The organism is Bacillus cereus group sp. MYBK227-1, from assembly GCF_051916325.1.
GTDB lineage: Bacteria > Bacillota > Bacilli > Bacillales > Bacillaceae_G > Bacillus_A > Bacillus_A cereus.
The window spans coordinates 1,134,059-1,153,032 of sequence record NZ_JBQAGK010000002.1 but is presented as its reverse complement, the minus strand read 5'-3'; the positions used below and the strand labels follow the sequence as shown (position 1 = coordinate 1,153,032).

Here is an 18,974-nt window from a genome sequence, read left to right as displayed (position 1 = left end):
ATTATTACAATACAAAACGGATAAAGGCAAAATTAAAAATGAGCCCGGTGCAATACCGGACTCATTTTTATCAAGCTGCCTAATGAAATAACCGTGTCTAACTTTTAGGGGGCACTTCACTATAACGGAAGTATTGGCTTTTTTATTTTTCTACAAACGTAAGGATTAATAAAATAGGGTGGATTTTAAACCAATCATTATAATAGATATAGGCTTATAATTGTGCTATATTCAATGGACTTATAGTGAATGTGGTAAAAAACTAATTTGGCATAGGTAGACGCAGCGTTAAAATTTATAAGTTTTTCATGTGATACTAAAAATGGATTGAAAATAAGGAGATAGATACATAATGGAATTTTGGGAATCAAGTTTTATCGAAAAACAAACGATGTGGGGATTTGAACCTACAGAATCTGCAATTTTGACAAAAGATTTTTTTCTTGAAAAGAACGTTAAGAATATATTAGTTCCGGGTATTGGATATGGAAGAAATGCAAAGGTTTTTATCGATAATGGTATAAATGTAACAGGTATTGAAATTTCGAAAACAGCAATCGATTTAGCAAGAGAAAACGGACTAGAAGATGTTAGTATGTATCACGGTTCAGTAAACGAAATGCCTTTTGATAATAAACTGTATGATGGGATATTTAGTCATGCACTTCTTCATTTGTTGAATGAACAGGAAAGAGAGAAATTTATTGAAGATTGTTATAATCAGTTAAAACCAGGCGGATATATGGTTTTTACAACTGTTTCTAAAAAAGCTCCCATGTACGGAAAAGGAAAACAGTTGGATAAAGATTATTATGAGATAATGGAAGGTGTAAAAATGTTCTTTTATGATTCTGAATCTATAAAAAAAGATTTTAATCAATATAGATTAGTACAAGTTTCGGAAATTGATGAACCAAATAAGAACATGGCAAATAAACCTTCAATCAATTTCTTAATGATAAAATGTAAGAAAGAACGATAACTAAAAGTTATTAAGAATGATTAAAGATGTTTATATATTGATTATGCACAAATAAAAAGGACAAGCATATAATATAAATACCTTTTAACTTTAAGTAACCTTAACTTTCGTTAATAGGGTATCTCAAAATCCCCAAAAGAGCACTTGCGGAAACAAGTGCTCTTTTATTTTTTGTTTCATAAATATTTATAGTTGCAAATTTCGTGCAATAAAAATAAATCTGAGAGAAATAATCATATCTTTATTATACGATTATTTCTGAACTACAAACGATATAGCATTTGTTTTTAATTGAATGTGTCTTTCATTTCGAACAATATCATAAGCTAATTCTTTTATTTCAACTTTTAGTTCTTTCCATTCTTTATAAATGCTTTTTAAAGTACTTATCATTTCTTCGGTTGAAAGATTAATTTCAATTAAAGCTTCTAATTCTTCATTCGTTATTGAATCAATTTCTTGTATGTTAGAGTTAATAATTAAACAATTAATACCGCCGTTTTTTGTACCTCTTTTCATAGAGTGGAGTACATTTTTAAAATCTTCTTCTGATCTGACATGTTCTAAACTTGATACTGCAACGATATAATCATAAGCGTTAGAGTCAATATGATAGTTTTCAATTGCTGCTTCTTCTGTTTTTATAACCTCGCATACATCATGTTCTTTGCTATAAATTTGTAGCTTTGTTAAAGCGGAATTAAGTAAATCAACACATGTAACGGTGCCGCTAGTATTTTTTATTTTTTTTGCAATTGGAATGCTATTTCTCCCAACGCCAGAGCCAAGGTCAAGTACTTGCAAGTTGTTTTGTCCGTCAAAGTGGTTCATCAAGTCCATAACCGTTTTAACTGGTTTGAAAAGCCAAGAGCTTCAAACAGTTTATATTGTTCATAGCAAAGGTCGTGATATTTCTTTTCTTCTTGTCTTATGTAATCGATACGGTTCACATTGTTTCAGCTCCAATATTTTTATTGCAAAATGAATAGGTGGGACAGCCTTTAACATTTGTTTGAATTCGAAAAATACCACCAGCATGTGGATACTCTTTTAATTCGTTATCACTCATTCTTGTTCTGGCTGTTGTAACATATAAATCTGTTAAATTAGGCCCACCAAATGTACATGATGTTACATATAACGCGGGAATTGGAATGCTTAATATTTGTTCTCCAGTAGAGGGATTCCATCTAGTTATTTTTGAACCTCCCCAATGTGCAATCCATAAACAACCTTCTTCGTCAATTGTCATACCATCAGGTAGACCATCATTTTCAGAGAAATTGATTACATCACTTGGATTATGAATGTCTCCAGTACGTATATTATATTGATAGCGAACCACTTTTTTAGTAGGTGTATCTATAAAGTAAAAGTATGTATGATCAGGTGACCAAGCAATTCCATTTGATGTATTTACATGTGAAACTTTTTTCTCTACACTTAAATTATGATGTAAACAATACAAGGAACCTGCAGCATTCATACCGTATGTATCTGTAGAACCTGCCCAGAAACGACCAGCTGGATCACATTTTCCATCATTGAAACGATTTTCTATTAAATGTGGTTCAGGGTCAAAAATATGTGTCAGTTTTTCTGTATTTACATTAATAGAATAAAAGCCGTTTTCCATAGCTAAGAGTAGTACATCCTCTAAATATGGAACAACACAGCCAATTTGTTGATTGAGAACAATTACTCGGTTCGTATTAGCGGTAGGATTATATATGCATAATTTTCTCTCCATAATATCAACCCAATATAAAAGTTGCTTTTTTCCATTCCGACATGGTCCTTCAGCTAAACTTGCTTTAGCATCTAAAACTAATTCTATATTACTGAACAAGATGTTCACCTCGCGTTATAAGATATTAATATAATTCGATAAGAATAGAGGTAAACCTTTTAGTCAAAGGATATTAAAATTTATACTGTAGAAAAATGACCTTCTCAAGTGATTAAAAAAGTGTATAAACAAGGAGAGGAAAATGCATATGATGTTTTATGAGATTGTTTGCTTTTCTTGTAAGAATATATTTCGTGTTTACGAAGGCAGTGAAAAATATAAGCGATTTAAAGAGAAACCAAAAGGGGCATATTGTTGTGATGAGTGTAGCCACAAAATTCAATTAGAAGCGATAAAGAATTTTTTTAGATAATTTTACGATTTCGATTCGGAAAAGTTTGACAATAAAAGTGTTATAAATTATCATATTAAAAAACTAATATTTAAGGCATAGAAGAGAAGAGTAGTTAAGAAAGAATACGTACAGAGAGCTCTGGTAGCTGAGAAAGAGCGGTATACATCTTAATGAAAAAAGACTTGGAGCTGCGCAAGGAACTAATTTATTTAGGGATGGTGCGACGGGTTCTCCCGTTATAGAGATAGGGTATAAGCATATTTTGCCGTACCTGAAGAGGTTAATATGGTGACATATTAACAAACTGAGGTGGTACCGCGAAGCTAACAACTCTCGTCCTCAAGATGAATAATCTTGGGGGTGGGAGTTTTTTTGTTGCATAAAACTGGAAATGAGAAACAAAAAATAATTGAGGTGAGTAATATATGCATTGGGCGTATGAAGTAGCACATGAATTAATTAGGAAACATCCAAATAAAGAAATGTTTGTTTGTGCATCTGGAATTAGTCCGTCAGGTTCTGTTCATATTGGGAACTTTCGTGAAATCGTAACGACTTATTTCGTAGTAAGAGCACTTCAAGATTTAGGGAAAAAGACTCGTTTTATATTTTCGTGGGATGATTATGATAGGTTTAGAAAAGTTCCAAAAAATATTGATCCATCTTTTGCAAAGTATATTGGTATGCCATACTGTGATATTCCAGATCCGTATGGATGTCATAACTCGTATGCGGAGCATTTTGAAAAAGAGTTTGAAAAATCGCTTCAAGCATTTGGAATTGAAGTAGAATTTATTTATCAACATGATGAATATAGAAGCGGAAGGTATAACGAAAATATATTAGAGGCCTTGTATAAACGAAAAGAAATATATGATATTTTAATGGGTTTTAAAACTAGAGAGTGTAGTGAAGAAGAACGAGAGAGCTTTTATCCAGCTACATTATATTGTGAGAGATGCGGAAAAGATACAACAACTATTACACATTTTGATGAAGTATTAAAAACAGTCCGGTATGAATGTGAATGCGGAAATGAAAAAGAGTTATCCGTATTAAATACAAATAAAATGAAACTAAACTGGAAAATCGATTGGCCGATGAGATGGATGATAGAGGATGTTATTTTTGAACCGGGCGGTAGAGATCATTCATCAGAAACGGGTAGTTATAATGTATCAAAAGAAATTGCAAGGAAAATATTCAATCGAGAAGCGCCTCATTACGTTGCTTACGATTTTATTGGTATTAAAGGGAATCATGAAAAAATGTCTAGTTCTTCAGGGAATAGTATTACACCAAGCAATTTATTGAAAGTGTATATACCAGAAGTAATTCTCTTTATGTTTGCAAAATACAAACCAGGCGCTGCTTTTCATATTGGGTTGGATGAAGATGTGATTCGTAATTATACAGAGTATGAGCGATTGAAAGATAGTTATGAAAATAAAACGCTCAAAAATGAAGATTTATTTGATGCAATTAAAATCTCTAGAGTTGATAGTGAGATTAAAGAATATCCGAAATTTAATCAAGTAGCAGGAACGTTACCATTATTAAATTTTGATTCAACTATTTTACAGGAGATATTAAAGAAAATAGATAGGAGCTATGCATTAGATGAAATGAGAGCGATAAGTAATCGCGCAGAGTATTGGATAAGAAACTTTCAATCTGAAAAATTAATCGCGGTAAATGAGGAGAAAAATGCAGAGTTTTACTACACATTAGATGAAAGGCAGAAAGAATGGCTAGTAGAAGTTTGTAAAATACTTCGTTCTAATAAAGATTACTCTAACTTAATGGAGCAATTATATGCAATTTGTCATCATGAAAATAAAAAAATAATGAAAGAAAATCAAAAACAATTATTCACTATTATATATAAGCTCATTATGAATCAATCAAATGGTCCTCGTATACCATTATTAATACATGTAGTAGGCATAGAAAATTTTATCACACTATTAGATTTCTAAAACACAGTTAATAGCAACGCAAGTACCAAAATTTCTAAGTACTTGCGTTGCAAATTTTTCTATCGTGAATACATTTTCGGACATTCATCACCACTTGGTTCATAAAAACAATGGCTTTTAAACTGTCCTACAAATGGCTGATTATACCATTCAGACGGACAAGCTCCAACTGGACGGAAATACCAAAGAGCCCATCGTGCAGGCCAGCGCCATTGACCTTGTAAAACTTTTCGTGCAATTTCTTTTTCTGATTCACGAGCGCGTTGATAAAAATATCCATATTGTACTGCTTCAAATCCGCCGGGGCTTTGATATACAGCGTCTCGTACGGTACGGAGTTGTTTAAAATCTAAGCAATCACAAAATACACGGTTTACTACAACGCATCCAACTAACTCCTCACCTTGGCGACCTTCGCCTTCAGCTTCAGCACGAATTAATCGAGCTAGTAAATCAACATCACTTTCGTTGTATGGAATAAGGGGCATAGTGATACCACCTTTCTGTTATAGTAAAGAGTGTATGTTATAAAACAATCTGCGTGCTTTTTTACATAAAAATAACATTTAATTTTAAGAGGAGCTTGTATAAAAAAAGCTAATTAGTAATAGTAGATAAATATAAAAGGGAGAGGTATTATGTATCGAATTCATAAAGACCATATTATTTACGCGATGTCATCAGAGAATAAACCATGTATGGTGTAGTTTTGAAATAAAGTTGCGATGCTGTATCTCTTTAATCAAAGAATTGTAAATATATGATCAAACTTTTTTATAAAACAGAAACATAAACCTGCTGGATAAGAAACCATTTGGATTAAACTTTTTTCAAAATGGTTTCTTTTTATTCAACATAGAATACGGTTTAACACAATATTTTTAATCAAACTTTATTTTAAAGCCACACATTGCTTTTTCTTATGGTGAATTTGTTTCTTAGTTATTTCCTGCATTTTATATCATTCACCAATCATGTAATGTTAAGGGAGATGACAAAAGAAAGGAAGGATGTACAAATGAGTATAGTAAAAAACGGAACATTGCAAGTAATTGGAGCAAGCATCTATTATGAGGTGCGTGGCTCGGGTCCAATTCTTCTTTTGATTCATGGTGGGGGTGGTGATGCCGACAAGTTCCATAATATTGCCGACCATCTTGCTAAATGGTATACCGTTGTTACTTACGATCGTCGTGGTCATTCCCGTAGCAATCTCGTCAATAAAACTGAGGATTACCATGTGCAAACACATAGTGAAGACGCTCACCGGCTGCTAGCCAATTTGACCAATGAACCGGCTTATATATTCGGAAGTAGTTCTGGTGCTGTCATCGGACTTGATTTGTGTATACGCCATCCTGGGCAGGTACAGTTACTAATCCCACACGAACCGGTTTTATTACAACTTTTACCTGAAAATGAGTTGAAGCAGGCTATAAATTTCATGGAAGACCTTAAAGGGAATCATAAAAGTGAGGTCATGAAGTTATTGTCAAATATCGATGATAGCAATTCCGGACTATCGAAGGATATGCTAACAAAGCGACTACTCGGCAATTCGATTTATTTCACTGAGTATGAAATCCCGGGAATTCTCAGCTATACTTTAAACATCGATGCATTAAAGCACTCATTAAAACCTGCATCGATACAGGTACGTCCAGCCGGTGGAAGTATTTCACGAGAATTTTTTCCTTACCATTGCGCATTCAACTTGGCAGAACACCTCGGAACAGAATTCGCAGAGTTTCCAGGAAACCATGTGGGCTATAACACAGTGCATCATAAAGAGTTTGCTGAGAGGTTACACGACATTCTTGAGAATTAATCCGGAAACGTATCAATCGGTAGTGTATGAGCACACCAAAGAGTTATAAGACACTTCGTAATTTAGGGTTTTGTCTTTATGTCTGAATTATAATACGATGCATGTTGTTTAAGAAAAGGGCGCGTTTGTTGAAGAATAAAGATAGAAAATGACCAAACTTTTTATAGTATAGAAACTTAAATTTGTTAGATAAGAATTCATTTTGATCAATCTTTTTTCAAAATGAATTCTTCTTGTTTACCATAAATTACGAGTCTGTGAGGTATGTTTAATCAAAGTTTATTTCAAAGCAACATATGGAAGTAGAAATTGGGAGTCGTCTTATATTTGGAACATATGATTGCTTTGAGAATCAAATTGACTCTGAAGATGTTGCGTTTCAAGAATTTGATTGAAACCGAATTAATCTGACGACTGGACCTGTATATATCAGTGGTGCAGAACCTGGTGACATATTAGCTGTAACGATTGAAAAGATAAAAATTGTAGAGCAGGGTGTTTTAACTACAGGGGTGAACCTTGGCGTAATGGGTGAAGATCTACATGAAAATACAATAAAAATCGTCTTAATACATAATGAACATGTTTTGTTTTCAAACGAACTACAAATTCTGATTAATCAAATAATTTGTGTAATTGGTACTACACCGAAAGAAGAGAGCATTTCATGTGGCACACATCAGCTGCCAGTAATTTGAAAGTTTGTAAAGTTGTGGATTCACTTAAAACGGCACGAATGGAACTAAGTATGGATTATGTGGAGAAGCTAGGTTTTAATTGCAGTAACTTTCATATTAAGTAAGAATAATAGAAGAAGGATACTTTTGTATAAAAGCATCCTTTTTTTAATTTACGGATTTTGTGAAAAGAGGTAGTATTTATTTTATATAAGTATATTTGAGATTGTGGATTAAAAAGGAGTTCAATAATGGCCAAAATTATGATTGTAGAAGACGATATGAAAATTGCAGAACTATTATCAACACATGTTGCGAAATATGGTTATCAAGGAGTTATTGTATCGGATTTTCAAAATGTATTAAACATTTTTTTAGAAGAACAACCAGAGTTAGTTTTATTAGATATTAATTTACCGAGTTTTGATGGGTACTTTTGGTGTCGTCAAATTCGCGGAGTTTCAACATGTCCGATACTATTCATTTCGGCCCGTGAAGGTACGATGGATCAAGTTATGGCGTTAGAAAACGGTGGCGATGATTTTATTCCGAAACCTTTTCATTATGAAGTTGTAGTGGCGAAAATTCGTAGTCATTTAAGACGTGCATATGGAGATTATGCACCGAAATTAGAAGAACGAATGATTGAACAACAAGGTCTTTGTTTATATCCCGAAAGACTTGTATTGAAACTTAGAAATGACGAGATTGATATAACGAGAAACGAAGCCATTTTATTAGAGACATTAATGAAAAATTATCCGCGTGTTGTGAGTAGAGAAGTGTTACTTAATAAATTATGGGATAGTGAATCTTATGTTGATGATAATACATTAAGTGTAAATACAACACGTGTGCGTAAAAAGTTACAAACGTTGCATATAGAAGGTGCGATTGAAACGATTCGTAGTGTTGGATATAGATTTCATATTACTTGGGATAATGGTATAGAAAAATGATAAGGTTGTTTATACGTGATCATATACCACTTATTTGTTTTACCATAATTCAACTACTAGCTATATTTCTCGTATATTGGTTTGATGGGCATAATCATATTACAACGGCGTTATATGCAATGTTTCTAGGTGTTTTCTTTATGGGAAGTTATTTAGTGTTTCGTTATTTTACACATCGTTCTTTTTATGAGCGCCTAGCAAACCCGATGCAATCTTTGGATGAATCTGTTCAAAAATCTGATTTTGCAGCTGTATCGGCTGCTCTTCAAGAACTACTTGAGGTGCAATATCGACATTATCAAAATCAGCTGCAAATGCAAGAGAGAAAAAATAATGACCATTTAACCTTTATGAATCAGTGGATTCATCAAATGAAAACACCTTTATCTGTAATAGAATTAATTACACAGGATGAAGTAGATTCACGTTTTGAAAGTATAAATGAGGAAACTGATCGATTAAAAAAGGGATTAGAAATGGCTCTGTATGTCGCACGTTTAGAAGCATTTACACAAGATTTTTATGTAGAAAGAGTACAACTACATAAAATAGTGAATGATTCGGTACATGAGCATAAACGATTCTTTATCCGAAATTTTGTATATCCATATATTGAAATTGATAAGGATATTACAGTAGAAAGTGATGCGAAATGGTTACAATTTTTAATTGGACAAATACTATCGAATGCGATTAAATATTCATCTGGTAGTAGAGAGAAGATTAAAGTGAAAGCTTGTAAGGAAGGTAATAATGTTATACTTGAAATTGCTGATAATGGTGTAGGAATATCGAAGCAAGATTTACCAAGAGTGTTTAAACCGTTCTTTACAGGAGAAAATGGTAGAAATTATAAAGAATCAACTGGAATGGGGCTATATCTCGTATATGAAATTACGAAGCAATTAGGACATAGTGTAGAAATCTATTCAGAAGTTGGTAAAGGTACCGTTGTACGTATTATATTTTTTAATGTGTAAAATGACTCAGGCTAAAGAACTTTTGAAATAAGTTTTTTAGCCTTACTTTATATGGATTAAATGAAATGATATACAAGACTGGTATGATTCTAATAAAAGGTCGTGTAAGTATGTGTAATGACACAATAATAAATAAGGCTGTTAAATGAGAGGGATTTAATAATTTATTAATATATAAATAGTTTATTGTAAGAAAAAAGCTCGCCCTTTAAAAGAGCTAGCTTTATGAATTTTAATTAAGTAAACAAACTTAATAATTTATATCCAATTAATCCCAAAATAGTGATAGGAATCATCATTAAGAAAGAAGAAATTCGATGAGCATTAGAGCGTTCTAATACAAGAATCAAGATAATCCCGACTATGACTTCGGTATATCCAACAGGTAACATGTGACTATAGTCTTCAAAATTTAAAAGAATGTGAAGTCCATCTGTTACAAAAACTCCACTAATAAGTGAGCTTCCGAATTTATGAAGTGGATTTGTAGTATCTTTCCATAGAAAACCTGCAATTCCAAAGATAGTTCCTCCTATACATGCACATACAATCCATACAGATATAAAATAAATAGAGTGAGCTATATTTTTAATAACTATTGCATAACCATAGTAGCCTAATACCATTCCGAATAGTGCAAGGATACCAGAAAGTATAGCTGTACGCTTAGAATAACTAAAGCTAGCCACAAAAAAGGATGGAACTAACCAAACGCTTCCTAGATTAGCTAATGAATTCCAATGTCCAGGAAGTATACTTTGCCCCAATTTAGTTAGTATACCAACAATTATCCCTACTATAATCGGGATGAGAAAAATCATTAAAAACATATTTAACTTTGTGATTTTTAATGTCCTGTCCATAAAATCAATCCTTACATTAATATTTTCTGTAAAAATATAATAGCTTATTACAAGGGGATAATCAATAAAAAATTATCGATAAACAATAATTTATTGTTGGGTAATGAATAATATTTTGTTTTTATACAAAATTTATCCCGCTTTAATGGGCAGTAAGACCCCCACCTCAAAATTCAGCGAAAGCAAAGAAATTAGGTGGGGGTCGGGCTGCCCATAAAAGTCCGATTGGTTCAACTAATAATCAGTGGGGATGAAGAAAACCCCCACTAATTAAAGTTTCACTTTATATAAGAGAGAGTGCTTAGAAGTTTACTACTGGGGAAATCTAAAGGACGTATTACAATCAATGTAATTTGTGCTTATTCAACATGAAGTTAAGGAATGATAAATAAACCTAAAAGAAAGCAATCTTTTTAACAGCACATATAATTGCATTTACTCATACAGTACTAGTATGGTACAATATGGTTATTAACGATGGAAAGGAATGATGGGTGGACGATGATTAACTAATCTTATTTTTAAATGTTGAAATTCAATAAATTTCAATTTCTAAAAAATAGGATTAGTCTGCCCAATTTCCATACAACGGTATTGCTATTTATATTGCGCAATAGCTTATTTGGGTATAAATAATGTAATGACTAATCCTGCCAAATTTATTTGGGAGGATTTTTTATTCTCCCTTAATGAAAGGGATCGGTATTTATGAAAGAACTATTAAAATTAAATGATGTTTATGTTGAAATAAAAGAAAATATGTTGTTAGAGAAAATGAATGTGACAGTAAAACAAGGGGATGTTATCGGATTAATCGGTAAAAATGGTGCTGGTAAATCAACGTTACTTCAATTAATAAATGGGAAGATTGAACCTTCAAAAGGTACTGTTGAATGGATGCAAATGAATATGACAACAGCATATGTTGAGCAAGAAATAGAATCTTTTATTAGTAATGATGTAATTGCAAAAGAAGCAGAACTTCTTGCGAAATGGGGCGTGCCAACGAACGATTTTCATACTTTAAGTGGTGGTGAAAAGCTGAAAATTCGATTAGCAAAAGGATTTGCTGAAAATCCTAATGTCTTAATATTAGACGAACCGACAAATCATTTAGATGAGATCAGTACGGGATTTCTCATTAAACAAATAAAAAACATGAAAGGTACAGTTATCGTTGTATCGCATGATCGATATTTTTTAGATGTTGTCGCAACAAAAATATGGTCAATTGAGGACAAAAAATTAATTGAGCATAGTGGTAATTATACGAGCTACATGAAAGCACGTGAGCAAAAAAGAAAGTCGCAGCAGCGTGAATATGAAAAGCAGCAAAAAAAGATAGAACAAGTAGAAACACATATAAAAGAATTGAGTTCATGGTCACAAAAGGCACACGCGCAGTCTACAAAACAAGAAGGTGTGAAAGAATTCTATCGTGTAAAAGCGAAGCGAATGGATGCACAAGTGAAGTCAAAACGAAAACGACTTGAAAAAGAGCTGGAGAAAGCGAAAGTAGAACGTGTGAAAGAAGAGTATTCAGTTGAGTTTTCTATTCAAGCGAACAAAAAAGTAGGAAAACGTTTTTTAGAAGTGAAGCAATTAAAAAAAGACTTTCATGGGAAAGTATTATTTGAAAACGTTAATTTTACAATTCAGCACGGTGAGAAAGTTGCGATTGTTGGACCAAACGGTAGTGGGAAAACAACATTACTGAAGATGATTATGGGAACGGAAACTGCTGAAGGAGAAATATGGATTTCACCATCTGCGAACATCGGCTATTTAACACAAGAAGTTTTTGATTTACCGCTTGATAAAACACCAGAAAATTTATTTTTTAAAGAGACGTTTGAAGAAAGAGGAAAAGTCCAAAATTTAATGAAACATTTAGGGTTCCAAGCTTCTCAATGGAAAGAGCCGATTGAGCATATGAGTATGGGAGAAAGAGTAAAATGTAAGCTAATGGCTTATATTTTAGATGAAAAAGATGTACTCATTTTAGACGAACCGACGAATCACTTGGATCTACCTTCACGTGAACAACTTGAAAATACATTAGCTGAGTATAACGGAACATTAGTAATTGTATCTCACGATCGATATTTTTTGGAGAAAACAACTAACACAAAACTCGTGTTTTCAAACAATACGATACAAAAGCAGCTAGAAGAACCTACGAAAACAAGAGATGATATTGAAGAGCTACGTTTAACGTTAGAAACAGAGAGACAAGAAGTACTAGGGAAATTAAGCTTTTTAACTTCTAACGACAAAGAATATAAAGCACTGGATGAACGGTTTATGGAACTTACGAAGCAGATTAAGGAGCTTTAATGTAAGTAAGGGGGATTAACATGGATGAAGAGAGATTCACTAAGTTATTTAAAATAGATTGTGGAGATATATACCTACAAGAGTTTACGGTCAAAGATGCAGAGAGTATTTATAACATATCCAATCAACCGGAAATAGAAAAGTTTTTACCGGACTGGAATCGACGAAAGAACAAAGGGTTAATTGGGTTGTAAATTATGAAATACCAGAAAATAAAGCGTTTCTTCATGCAGTGAGAACTACGACTAACATAGATGATCACATATTAAGACTAGGAATATTTAAGAAAACCACAAATGAATTTATTGGATGGTGCTGCACAGGTATGAAAGAAGAACTCCCTTCACCAAACAGAGAGATAATGTATGCTATCTCAAATGAACATCAAAATCATGGCTATGCTACAAAAGCGACTAAAGGTTTAATTGACTTTTTGTTTAAAGAAACAAATTTAAATGTCCTTAACGCAATTGCTTTAATTAACAATGTAGCATCAAATAAAGTTATTGAAAAATGCGGGTTTATTTATAAGACCCAACAGAGGATAGAAAATCAAATATATAATCATTATATATTGAGAAAATCTGAGTGGATAAAAATATAAAGGAGTAAAAGACCGATAGCAATCGGTCTTTTACTCCTTTATATAATAAATCTTTATTATACATTATATTTCCTACTACTATACAATTATTATAAGATAGTTATGCGTTAATTTTAGTTTGAAAATAGTTTTATTATCAGTTTTTTTAGAAATCTTACAAGCGTGTAAGATAAATGAAAGACGAATCAATATGAGCTGTAAGACAATTCATTTACACTCTGTTATGAGGCGTGCAAATGAAGGGAGAATATACATGGAAATTTTACATGCAAAAAGTATTAGTAAAGTATATAAAGGGAAAGTACCTTATAAAGCATTAGTTGATATTGATTTATCAATTCAAGAAGGTGAATTTGTAGGGATTATGGGGCCATCTGGTAGTGGAAAAACAACGTTATTAAATATGGTATCTACTATTGATTCTCCATCATCGGGAGAAATTTTAATAAATGGCACAAATCCTTTCCAATTATCATCAGAAGATTTAGCGTTATTCCGCAGAAAACAATTAGGATTTGTTTTTCAATCATTTAATCTTCTTAGCACACTTACTGTAAAAGAAAACATCGTATTGCCGATGACTTTAGATGGTGTTTCCGTGCAAGAAATGAACAAGCGATTGGAAGAGATTGCAGAGAAGTTAAATATTACAGATATCTTGAATAAAAGAACATTTGAAATATCAGGGGGACAAGCTCAAAGAACAGCAATCGCTCGTGCGATCGTTCATAAGCCGCAATTATTACTTGCAGATGAACCAACAGGGAATTTAGACTCTAAATCTTCAAATGATGTAATGGAGATGCTTGATACTCTAAATAAAGAAGAAAAAGCTACGATGATGTTAGTTACTCATGATCCGTATGCAGCGAGTTTTTGCAGCCGAGTAATCTTTATTAAAGATGGTCAACTATATAACGAAATTTATTGCGGTGAAAGCAGGCAAGCGTTTTATCAAAAGATTATGGATGTCCTTTCTTTGTTAGGAGGGAAAAGGCATGACTTTTCGTCAGTTCGCATTTAATAATATTTTTCGCAATAAGCGTACATATGCTGCCCATTTTTTAAGTAGTGCATTTTCTATTATGATTTTCTTTACGTATGCTCTTTTATTATTTCATCCTGATTTACAAGGTGAGTTGAAATCGACAAGTGCAACAATAAGTGCATTTGGTACATTGGGATTTTCAGTTTCGCAAGGATTGATTTTTGTATTTTCATTTTTCTTCATTTTATATTCAGTTAGTTCGTTTTTAAAGACGCGTAAGAAAGAATTTGGCATTTTAATGATGCAAGGTATGTCAATGAGACAGCTTAAGAAATTATTATTAATTGAAAATATGTTGATTGGACTTGGTTCAATTTGTATAGGGATTTTCATTGGACTCATATTTTCTAAACTAGTCTTATTGATAAGTGCAAGTGTATTAATGATTAATAATGGTTTACCTTTTTATATACCAGTTCGGGCTGTATTATTAACAGTTATTACATTTCTTTTCTTGTTTTTAATTGTTTCATTATTTACATTTAAAATGATAAAAGTTACAGAGCTTGTGGAACTGATTCAAGCAGGAGAAAAGCCAAAACCTGAACCAAAATCGTCAATTTTATTATCAATTTTTTCTTTATTTAGTATAGGGTATGGCTATATTTTAGTATTTCGCTTTATCCCAAATCATAGTTTTATTGTGCTAGGAATAGGAGTATTCCTGGTGATTATTGGAACGTACTTTTTATATACACAGTGTAGCGTTTATATATTGCATCTTGCTAAAAGGAGAGAAACTTTCTTTTTAAAGAGAACAAATATACTAACATTTTCAGAATTAATTTATCGTATGAAAGATAATGCAACAATGTTTTTTATAGTATCTATTATATCAGCAGTTGCTTTTACAGCAATTGGCACGACAGCTGCTCTTGGAAATAAAGATTTAGTAAGGATGACGAATCCGTATACATTACTATACATGGCTCCTGAAAACAACAAAATAGCGGATAAACATCTCTCTATTATAAAAAACCATCTGGCTGATGCTAATATTCCGTATCGAATGGCTTCATCTTCATATATATATACAGAAAGTAATGTATATGTAATGAAATTAAGTGAATATAACGAACTTGCGAGAGCACTAGGGTATCAACAAGAAACGATTGAAAAAGAAGATGAAATGTTATTAATTCCTGGAATGGTATCACAAAAACAAGAATTTAAAAATGGTGATTATAAGAAGAATATTGAAGTCATTCAAGGCGATTGGACAAAGACATTTCATGTGAAAAAAACTGTCGATAATTTAGTTTTGCCACATGATACGAAAGGGATATATATTGCTATTCAAGATCATGTATATGATGGAATTCCACTTAATAGTGGTCTAGATAATGAAGATATTATTCAATATCGTACTTACGGATTTGTTGTAGATGATTGGATAAAAACGAAAGAGGTTTCAAACCAATTAAATAATATATTTAATCAAGATCCTAGAGATATACATTTTGAATTTAGAGCTCTAACTATAGAGTTGTTAAGTGCAAAACAAACGAATGGGTTATTACTTATGGCTAGTGTTTTAGTCGGAATCGTTTTCTTCACATTTGCTGCTAGTTTTATTTATTTCCGATTATATACTGATTTGAATCGTGATCAACAGCAGTATAAAATGATTTCGAAAATGGGGTTAAGTAAACGGGAGCTAAAGAAAGTTGTAACGAGACAGTTATTATTAATGTTTTTCTTACCAATTGTCGTTGCAGTAATACATACTGTAGTCGCTTATATGGCATTACAACAATTAGTCGATTTTTCTATTCTAAATAGCTCTATCGTCATTTTAATTTCATTTATATGTATACAAGTTTTATATTTCTTTATAACTCGTTGGCGTTATTTACAAAAGCTTCATAAGACAATGGAACAATAGAGAAAATCAGCAAGTAAGATTGCAGAAAAGCATGTAAAAAAACAATTTGAAGTTATGGAAGGAACTGTGATGAAAAAACAATTATCTATTTTCATATTAAGTATATTATTGTTATTAAGTGTAAGTGCATGCTCTAAAAACGAAAACAGATTTCCAGCTAACGGTGTATTAATCATTGGAGATGAGAATCATACTGGAGCAATTATGAATCGTTATAAGGAAAACACGAAAGAACAGGAAGCTTTTGCAGTGAAAACAGGTAGATTTGACCAAAAAAGGGTTCTGATAATAAATGAATCTACTGCACAAGCGATGATGAATGCAAAGCTTTTTCGTAAACGTGATCAAGCATCCCTTTCTAAAACGTTAGATACGTTGCCGAATTTTCCAAAAGAAAGTTCCCTATTATTTATAAATGAAGAAGAAAAGAATATAAAAAGTATTGAAATAGAAGGAAACAAGATACCTGTTACATATGGTAGTGATGCTTGGCTTGGCAATAAACGTGACTATGGAGCACTATGGTATATCGTTGTGGCGAAAAATAGTGTGTATAAAGAAATAAAAGCAAATGAAACGAATATGCAACTTCTACACTTGAAAAAGTCATTAGGTGATGAAAACCCTAAAATATCGACAGATAATACGTTGATTAATGAAAAAGTAAAAGTAAGAAAGTTAATTGAAGGTTATAGAGATGAGGTATTAATTCAGTTTGTAACGATTGGAGAAAAATCTTAAAAAAGAGCTCGAGGTTGATGGATACTTTATCAACCTCGAGCTCTTTTTAATACCGTTTAAATAACTTACATTACTTCATTTAATCGAGTCTCACTCGTTTCTTCAATCGCATTTGAATTTTGAACTGAATTATTTTGTGCTTCTTTTTCTTTACGAGCCTTTTGTAGCATTTCAAGTATAATCCATAAAGGAACACCTTTATCTTTTAGCATCTTCCATAAATCTAATTCATTAAATTTATGCTCAGGCTGTTTCATTTCTTTTTCAGATAAACGAATATCAAACTTGATAGGATCATTTATTTTCTTACTTTCAAGTTTAGTAGAAGAGATAGTATTATGCTCAAGATTAGATGGAGTTATTTTAGTAGGTTGAGACAATGTATGAATATTTGATCCGATTTGCATGATTTTTCCTCCTTTTCAAGCAATGAGATTAGTTTTCTTATGGTTTTTAAATCTTTTTAACATGAGGAAACTATATCTAATTATAAATCTAAATAAATAGATTTACAAGTTATATTGTAAAAAGTAAATACTCACTTGAATTAATATTTATCAACATTTTTATATGTTTTCTATATATACAACGTATATAAAATACTTTACATTATGTTTAAGTTGTTAAATTATTCTGTTAATTTTTTAAAAAGAAAAATGTAAACGTTTTATTAGGGGGAGAAAGTATGGGGAAGTTATTTTTAAAAATATGTTTTTTTGCATTAGTGACCGTATGTTCATTCGCAGCGAAAATATCATACGCTGAAGAGAGGCAACAAAATAATTATCCTATCATATTGGTGAATGGATTTGCTGGATGGGGTAGAGAAGAAATGCTTGGCGTAAAATATTGGGGTGGTGTTCATGATATACAGGAAGATTTGAAACGAAATGGTTATACGGTACATACCGCAGCTGTTGGACCTGTTTCTAGTAACTGGGATCGTGCATGTGAATTGTATGCACAAATTAGCGGTGGGACAGTAGACTATGGTGCAGTCCATGCTGAGAAACATGGACATAATCGTTTTGGCAGAACTTATAGTGGTTTTGCGCCGAATTGGAGTGAAACAAATAAAGTTCATTTAGTTGGACATAGCATGGGTGGACAAACGATTAGAACATTAGTACAGCTATTAAAAGAAGGTAGTTTTGAAGAAAAGAATTATGTGAAAAATCACCCAGACACCAAAATATCACCACTATTTGAAGGCGGAAAATCATACGTTCATAGTGTTACAACATTAGCAACCCCTCACAACGGTACAACACTTGCGGATGGTAGTCTTCTACTGCCGTTCGTTAAAGATTTACTCATTACAGCTGCAAGCTTTGGAGGAAACAATAATTTATCATTATATGATTTTAAATTGGATCAATGGGGTATAAAGAAGAATGCTGGAGAGTCCTTTTTCCAATATAGTAATCGTATTCTAAATAGTTCACTTTGGAAAAATACAAAAGATATAAGTCAATGGGATTTAAGTACAGATGGTGCAAAGGAGTTAAATAATTGGGTAAAGACGCAACCAGATGTGTATTATTTATCCTATAGTGGACATGCATCACAAGCAGCACCTATAACAGGTTTACATTTGCCTCATATAACGATGAATAAAGTGTTAATGGGAAATGCATTTTTCTTAGGTTCTTATGCGAGATATGAAGAAAACCGTCCGCTAGTTGATACTTCTTGGTGGCAAAATGATGGTGTAGTAAATACAAATTCTATGATTGCACCATCTTCTAATGTTACTGTAAATAATAATGAGTCATTACAGATTGGAAAATGGAATCATATCGAAACGAAAGCGAATTGGGACCATCTCGACATGATAGGGTTAAGTGTTTCAGACTCGTTAGGTTTTTCTAGCATTCAAGAGTTTTATAGAACAATTGCTGAAAAGCTATCACGTTTACCGAAATAGGTAATAATAAAGCGCTCTCG

At 32.3% G+C, this 18,974-nt stretch carries 17 protein-coding genes, 2 pseudogenes and 1 other annotated feature; of the genes and pseudogenes, 14 read left to right on the top strand and 5 right to left on the bottom strand.

Translation table 11 applies throughout. The features are described 5' to 3' along the window. Both ACTFRM_RS13105 and ACTFRM_RS13100 read left to right on the top strand, forming a co-directional pair. Window positions 1–83: IS3 family transposase (locus tag ACTFRM_RS13105; RefSeq protein WP_144465893.1), on the top strand; the 83-nt coding region annotated here is incomplete at its 5' end. 269 nt (window positions 84–352) lie between these two features. Next, complete coding sequence (locus ACTFRM_RS13100; RefSeq protein ID WP_000397612.1) at window positions 353–982, top strand: class I SAM-dependent methyltransferase; 630 nt, start codon at window positions 353–355, stop codon at window positions 980–982. 252 nt (window positions 983–1,234) lie between these two features. Here ACTFRM_RS13100 and ACTFRM_RS13095 read toward each other — a convergent pair whose 3' ends face one another. Then, on the bottom strand, window positions 1,235–1,822 hold the full coding sequence (locus ACTFRM_RS13095) for a class I SAM-dependent methyltransferase (protein WP_098214484.1): 588 nt from the start codon (window positions 1,820–1,822) through the stop codon (window positions 1,235–1,237). Between the two features lie 106 nt (window positions 1,823–1,928). Next, a complete protein-coding gene (locus ACTFRM_RS13090; protein WP_173600694.1) occupies window positions 1,929–2,831 on the bottom strand; it encodes an SMP-30/gluconolactonase/LRE family protein in 903 nt (300 codons plus the stop codon). Window positions 2,832–2,973: 142 nt separating this feature from the next. Between ACTFRM_RS13090 and ACTFRM_RS13085 the strand changes: the two genes are divergently transcribed. Beyond that, window positions 2,974–3,144: a DUF2197 domain-containing protein gene (locus ACTFRM_RS13085; RefSeq protein WP_000551042.1), complete on the top strand. Its 171-nt coding sequence runs from the start codon at window positions 2,974–2,976 to the stop codon at window positions 3,142–3,144. A 69-nt stretch (window positions 3,145–3,213) separates the two neighbouring features. Beyond that, window positions 3,214–3,470 (top strand) — a binding site (T-box leader). A gap of 81 nt (window positions 3,471–3,551) precedes the next feature. Beyond that, complete coding sequence (gene lysS / locus ACTFRM_RS13080) at window positions 3,552–5,105, top strand: lysine--tRNA ligase (protein WP_173600693.1); 1,554 nt, start codon at window positions 3,552–3,554, stop codon at window positions 5,103–5,105. A 59-nt stretch (window positions 5,106–5,164) separates the two neighbouring features. On the opposite strand, the gene ACTFRM_RS13075 is transcribed toward lysS, so the two are convergent. After that, a complete protein-coding gene (locus ACTFRM_RS13075) occupies window positions 5,165–5,593 on the bottom strand; it encodes a cell wall hydrolase (RefSeq protein WP_153593220.1) in 429 nt (142 codons plus the stop codon). A 530-nt stretch (window positions 5,594–6,123) separates the two neighbouring features. Between ACTFRM_RS13075 and ACTFRM_RS13070 the strand changes: the two genes are divergently transcribed. The 4 genes and pseudogenes from ACTFRM_RS13070 (at window position 6,124) to ACTFRM_RS13055 (ending at window position 9,549) form a co-directional block, all read left to right on the top strand. After that, window positions 6,124–6,933, top strand: coding sequence for an alpha/beta fold hydrolase (locus tag ACTFRM_RS13070; protein WP_000029415.1), 810 nt, complete (start codon window positions 6,124–6,126; stop codon window positions 6,931–6,933). Window positions 6,934–7,229: 296 nt separating this feature from the next. Continuing rightward, window positions 7,230–7,735, top strand: a pseudogene (locus ACTFRM_RS13065) (acetamidase/formamidase family protein). 126 nt (window positions 7,736–7,861) lie between these two features. Then, entirely contained in the window at window positions 7,862–8,569 is a 708-nt protein-coding gene (locus tag ACTFRM_RS13060) for a response regulator transcription factor (protein ID WP_098771308.1), read from the top strand. Beyond that, complete coding sequence (locus ACTFRM_RS13055; RefSeq protein ID WP_173600692.1) at window positions 8,566–9,549, top strand: sensor histidine kinase; 984 nt, start codon at window positions 8,566–8,568, stop codon at window positions 9,547–9,549. The genes ACTFRM_RS13060 and ACTFRM_RS13055 overlap by 4 nt, the downstream gene beginning before the upstream one ends. A gap of 236 nt (window positions 9,550–9,785) precedes the next feature. On the opposite strand, the gene ACTFRM_RS13050 is transcribed toward ACTFRM_RS13055, so the two are convergent. Beyond that, window positions 9,786–10,412: a DUF6518 family protein gene (locus tag ACTFRM_RS13050; protein WP_000376264.1), complete on the bottom strand. Its 627-nt coding sequence runs from the start codon at window positions 10,410–10,412 to the stop codon at window positions 9,786–9,788. Window positions 10,413–11,120: 708 nt separating this feature from the next. Between ACTFRM_RS13050 and abc-f the strand changes: the two genes are divergently transcribed. From abc-f to ACTFRM_RS13025, 5 genes and pseudogenes are all read left to right on the top strand, one after another. Beyond that, window positions 11,121–12,749, top strand: coding sequence for a ribosomal protection-like ABC-F family protein (abc-f, locus tag ACTFRM_RS13045; RefSeq protein WP_000661373.1), 1,629 nt, complete (start codon window positions 11,121–11,123; stop codon window positions 12,747–12,749). Between the two features lie 20 nt (window positions 12,750–12,769). Further along, a pseudogene (locus ACTFRM_RS13040) lies at window positions 12,770–13,353 on the top strand (GNAT family N-acetyltransferase). 253 nt (window positions 13,354–13,606) lie between these two features. Next, on the top strand, window positions 13,607–14,377 hold the full coding sequence (locus ACTFRM_RS13035; protein WP_000404282.1) for an ABC transporter ATP-binding protein: 771 nt from the start codon (window positions 13,607–13,609) through the stop codon (window positions 14,375–14,377). Further along, the gene (locus ACTFRM_RS13030) at window positions 14,352–16,286 is read left to right on the top strand and encodes an ABC transporter permease (RefSeq protein ID WP_000144148.1); all 1,935 of its coding nucleotides are present in this window, start codon (window positions 14,352–14,354) and stop codon (window positions 16,284–16,286) included. Before ACTFRM_RS13035 ends, ACTFRM_RS13030 begins: the two co-directional genes overlap by 26 nt. Before the next feature lie 69 nt (window positions 16,287–16,355). Next, window positions 16,356–17,027 carry a lipoprotein BA_5634 family protein gene (locus tag ACTFRM_RS13025; protein ID WP_033696245.1) on the top strand — a complete coding sequence of 224 codons (672 nt, stop codon included), beginning with the start codon at window positions 16,356–16,358 and terminating at the stop codon, window positions 17,025–17,027. A gap of 65 nt (window positions 17,028–17,092) precedes the next feature. Here ACTFRM_RS13025 and ACTFRM_RS13020 read toward each other — a convergent pair whose 3' ends face one another. Next, on the bottom strand, window positions 17,093–17,434 hold the full coding sequence (locus ACTFRM_RS13020) for a DUF3914 domain-containing protein (RefSeq protein ID WP_017673477.1): 342 nt from the start codon (window positions 17,432–17,434) through the stop codon (window positions 17,093–17,095). Window positions 17,435–17,712: 278 nt separating this feature from the next. Here ACTFRM_RS13020 and ACTFRM_RS13015 point away from each other — a divergent pair, with 278 nt between their 5' ends. Beyond that, entirely contained in the window at window positions 17,713–18,954 is a 1,242-nt protein-coding gene (locus ACTFRM_RS13015) for an esterase/lipase family protein (RefSeq protein ID WP_000517070.1), read from the top strand. Window positions 18,955–18,974 lie beyond the last annotated feature (20 nt).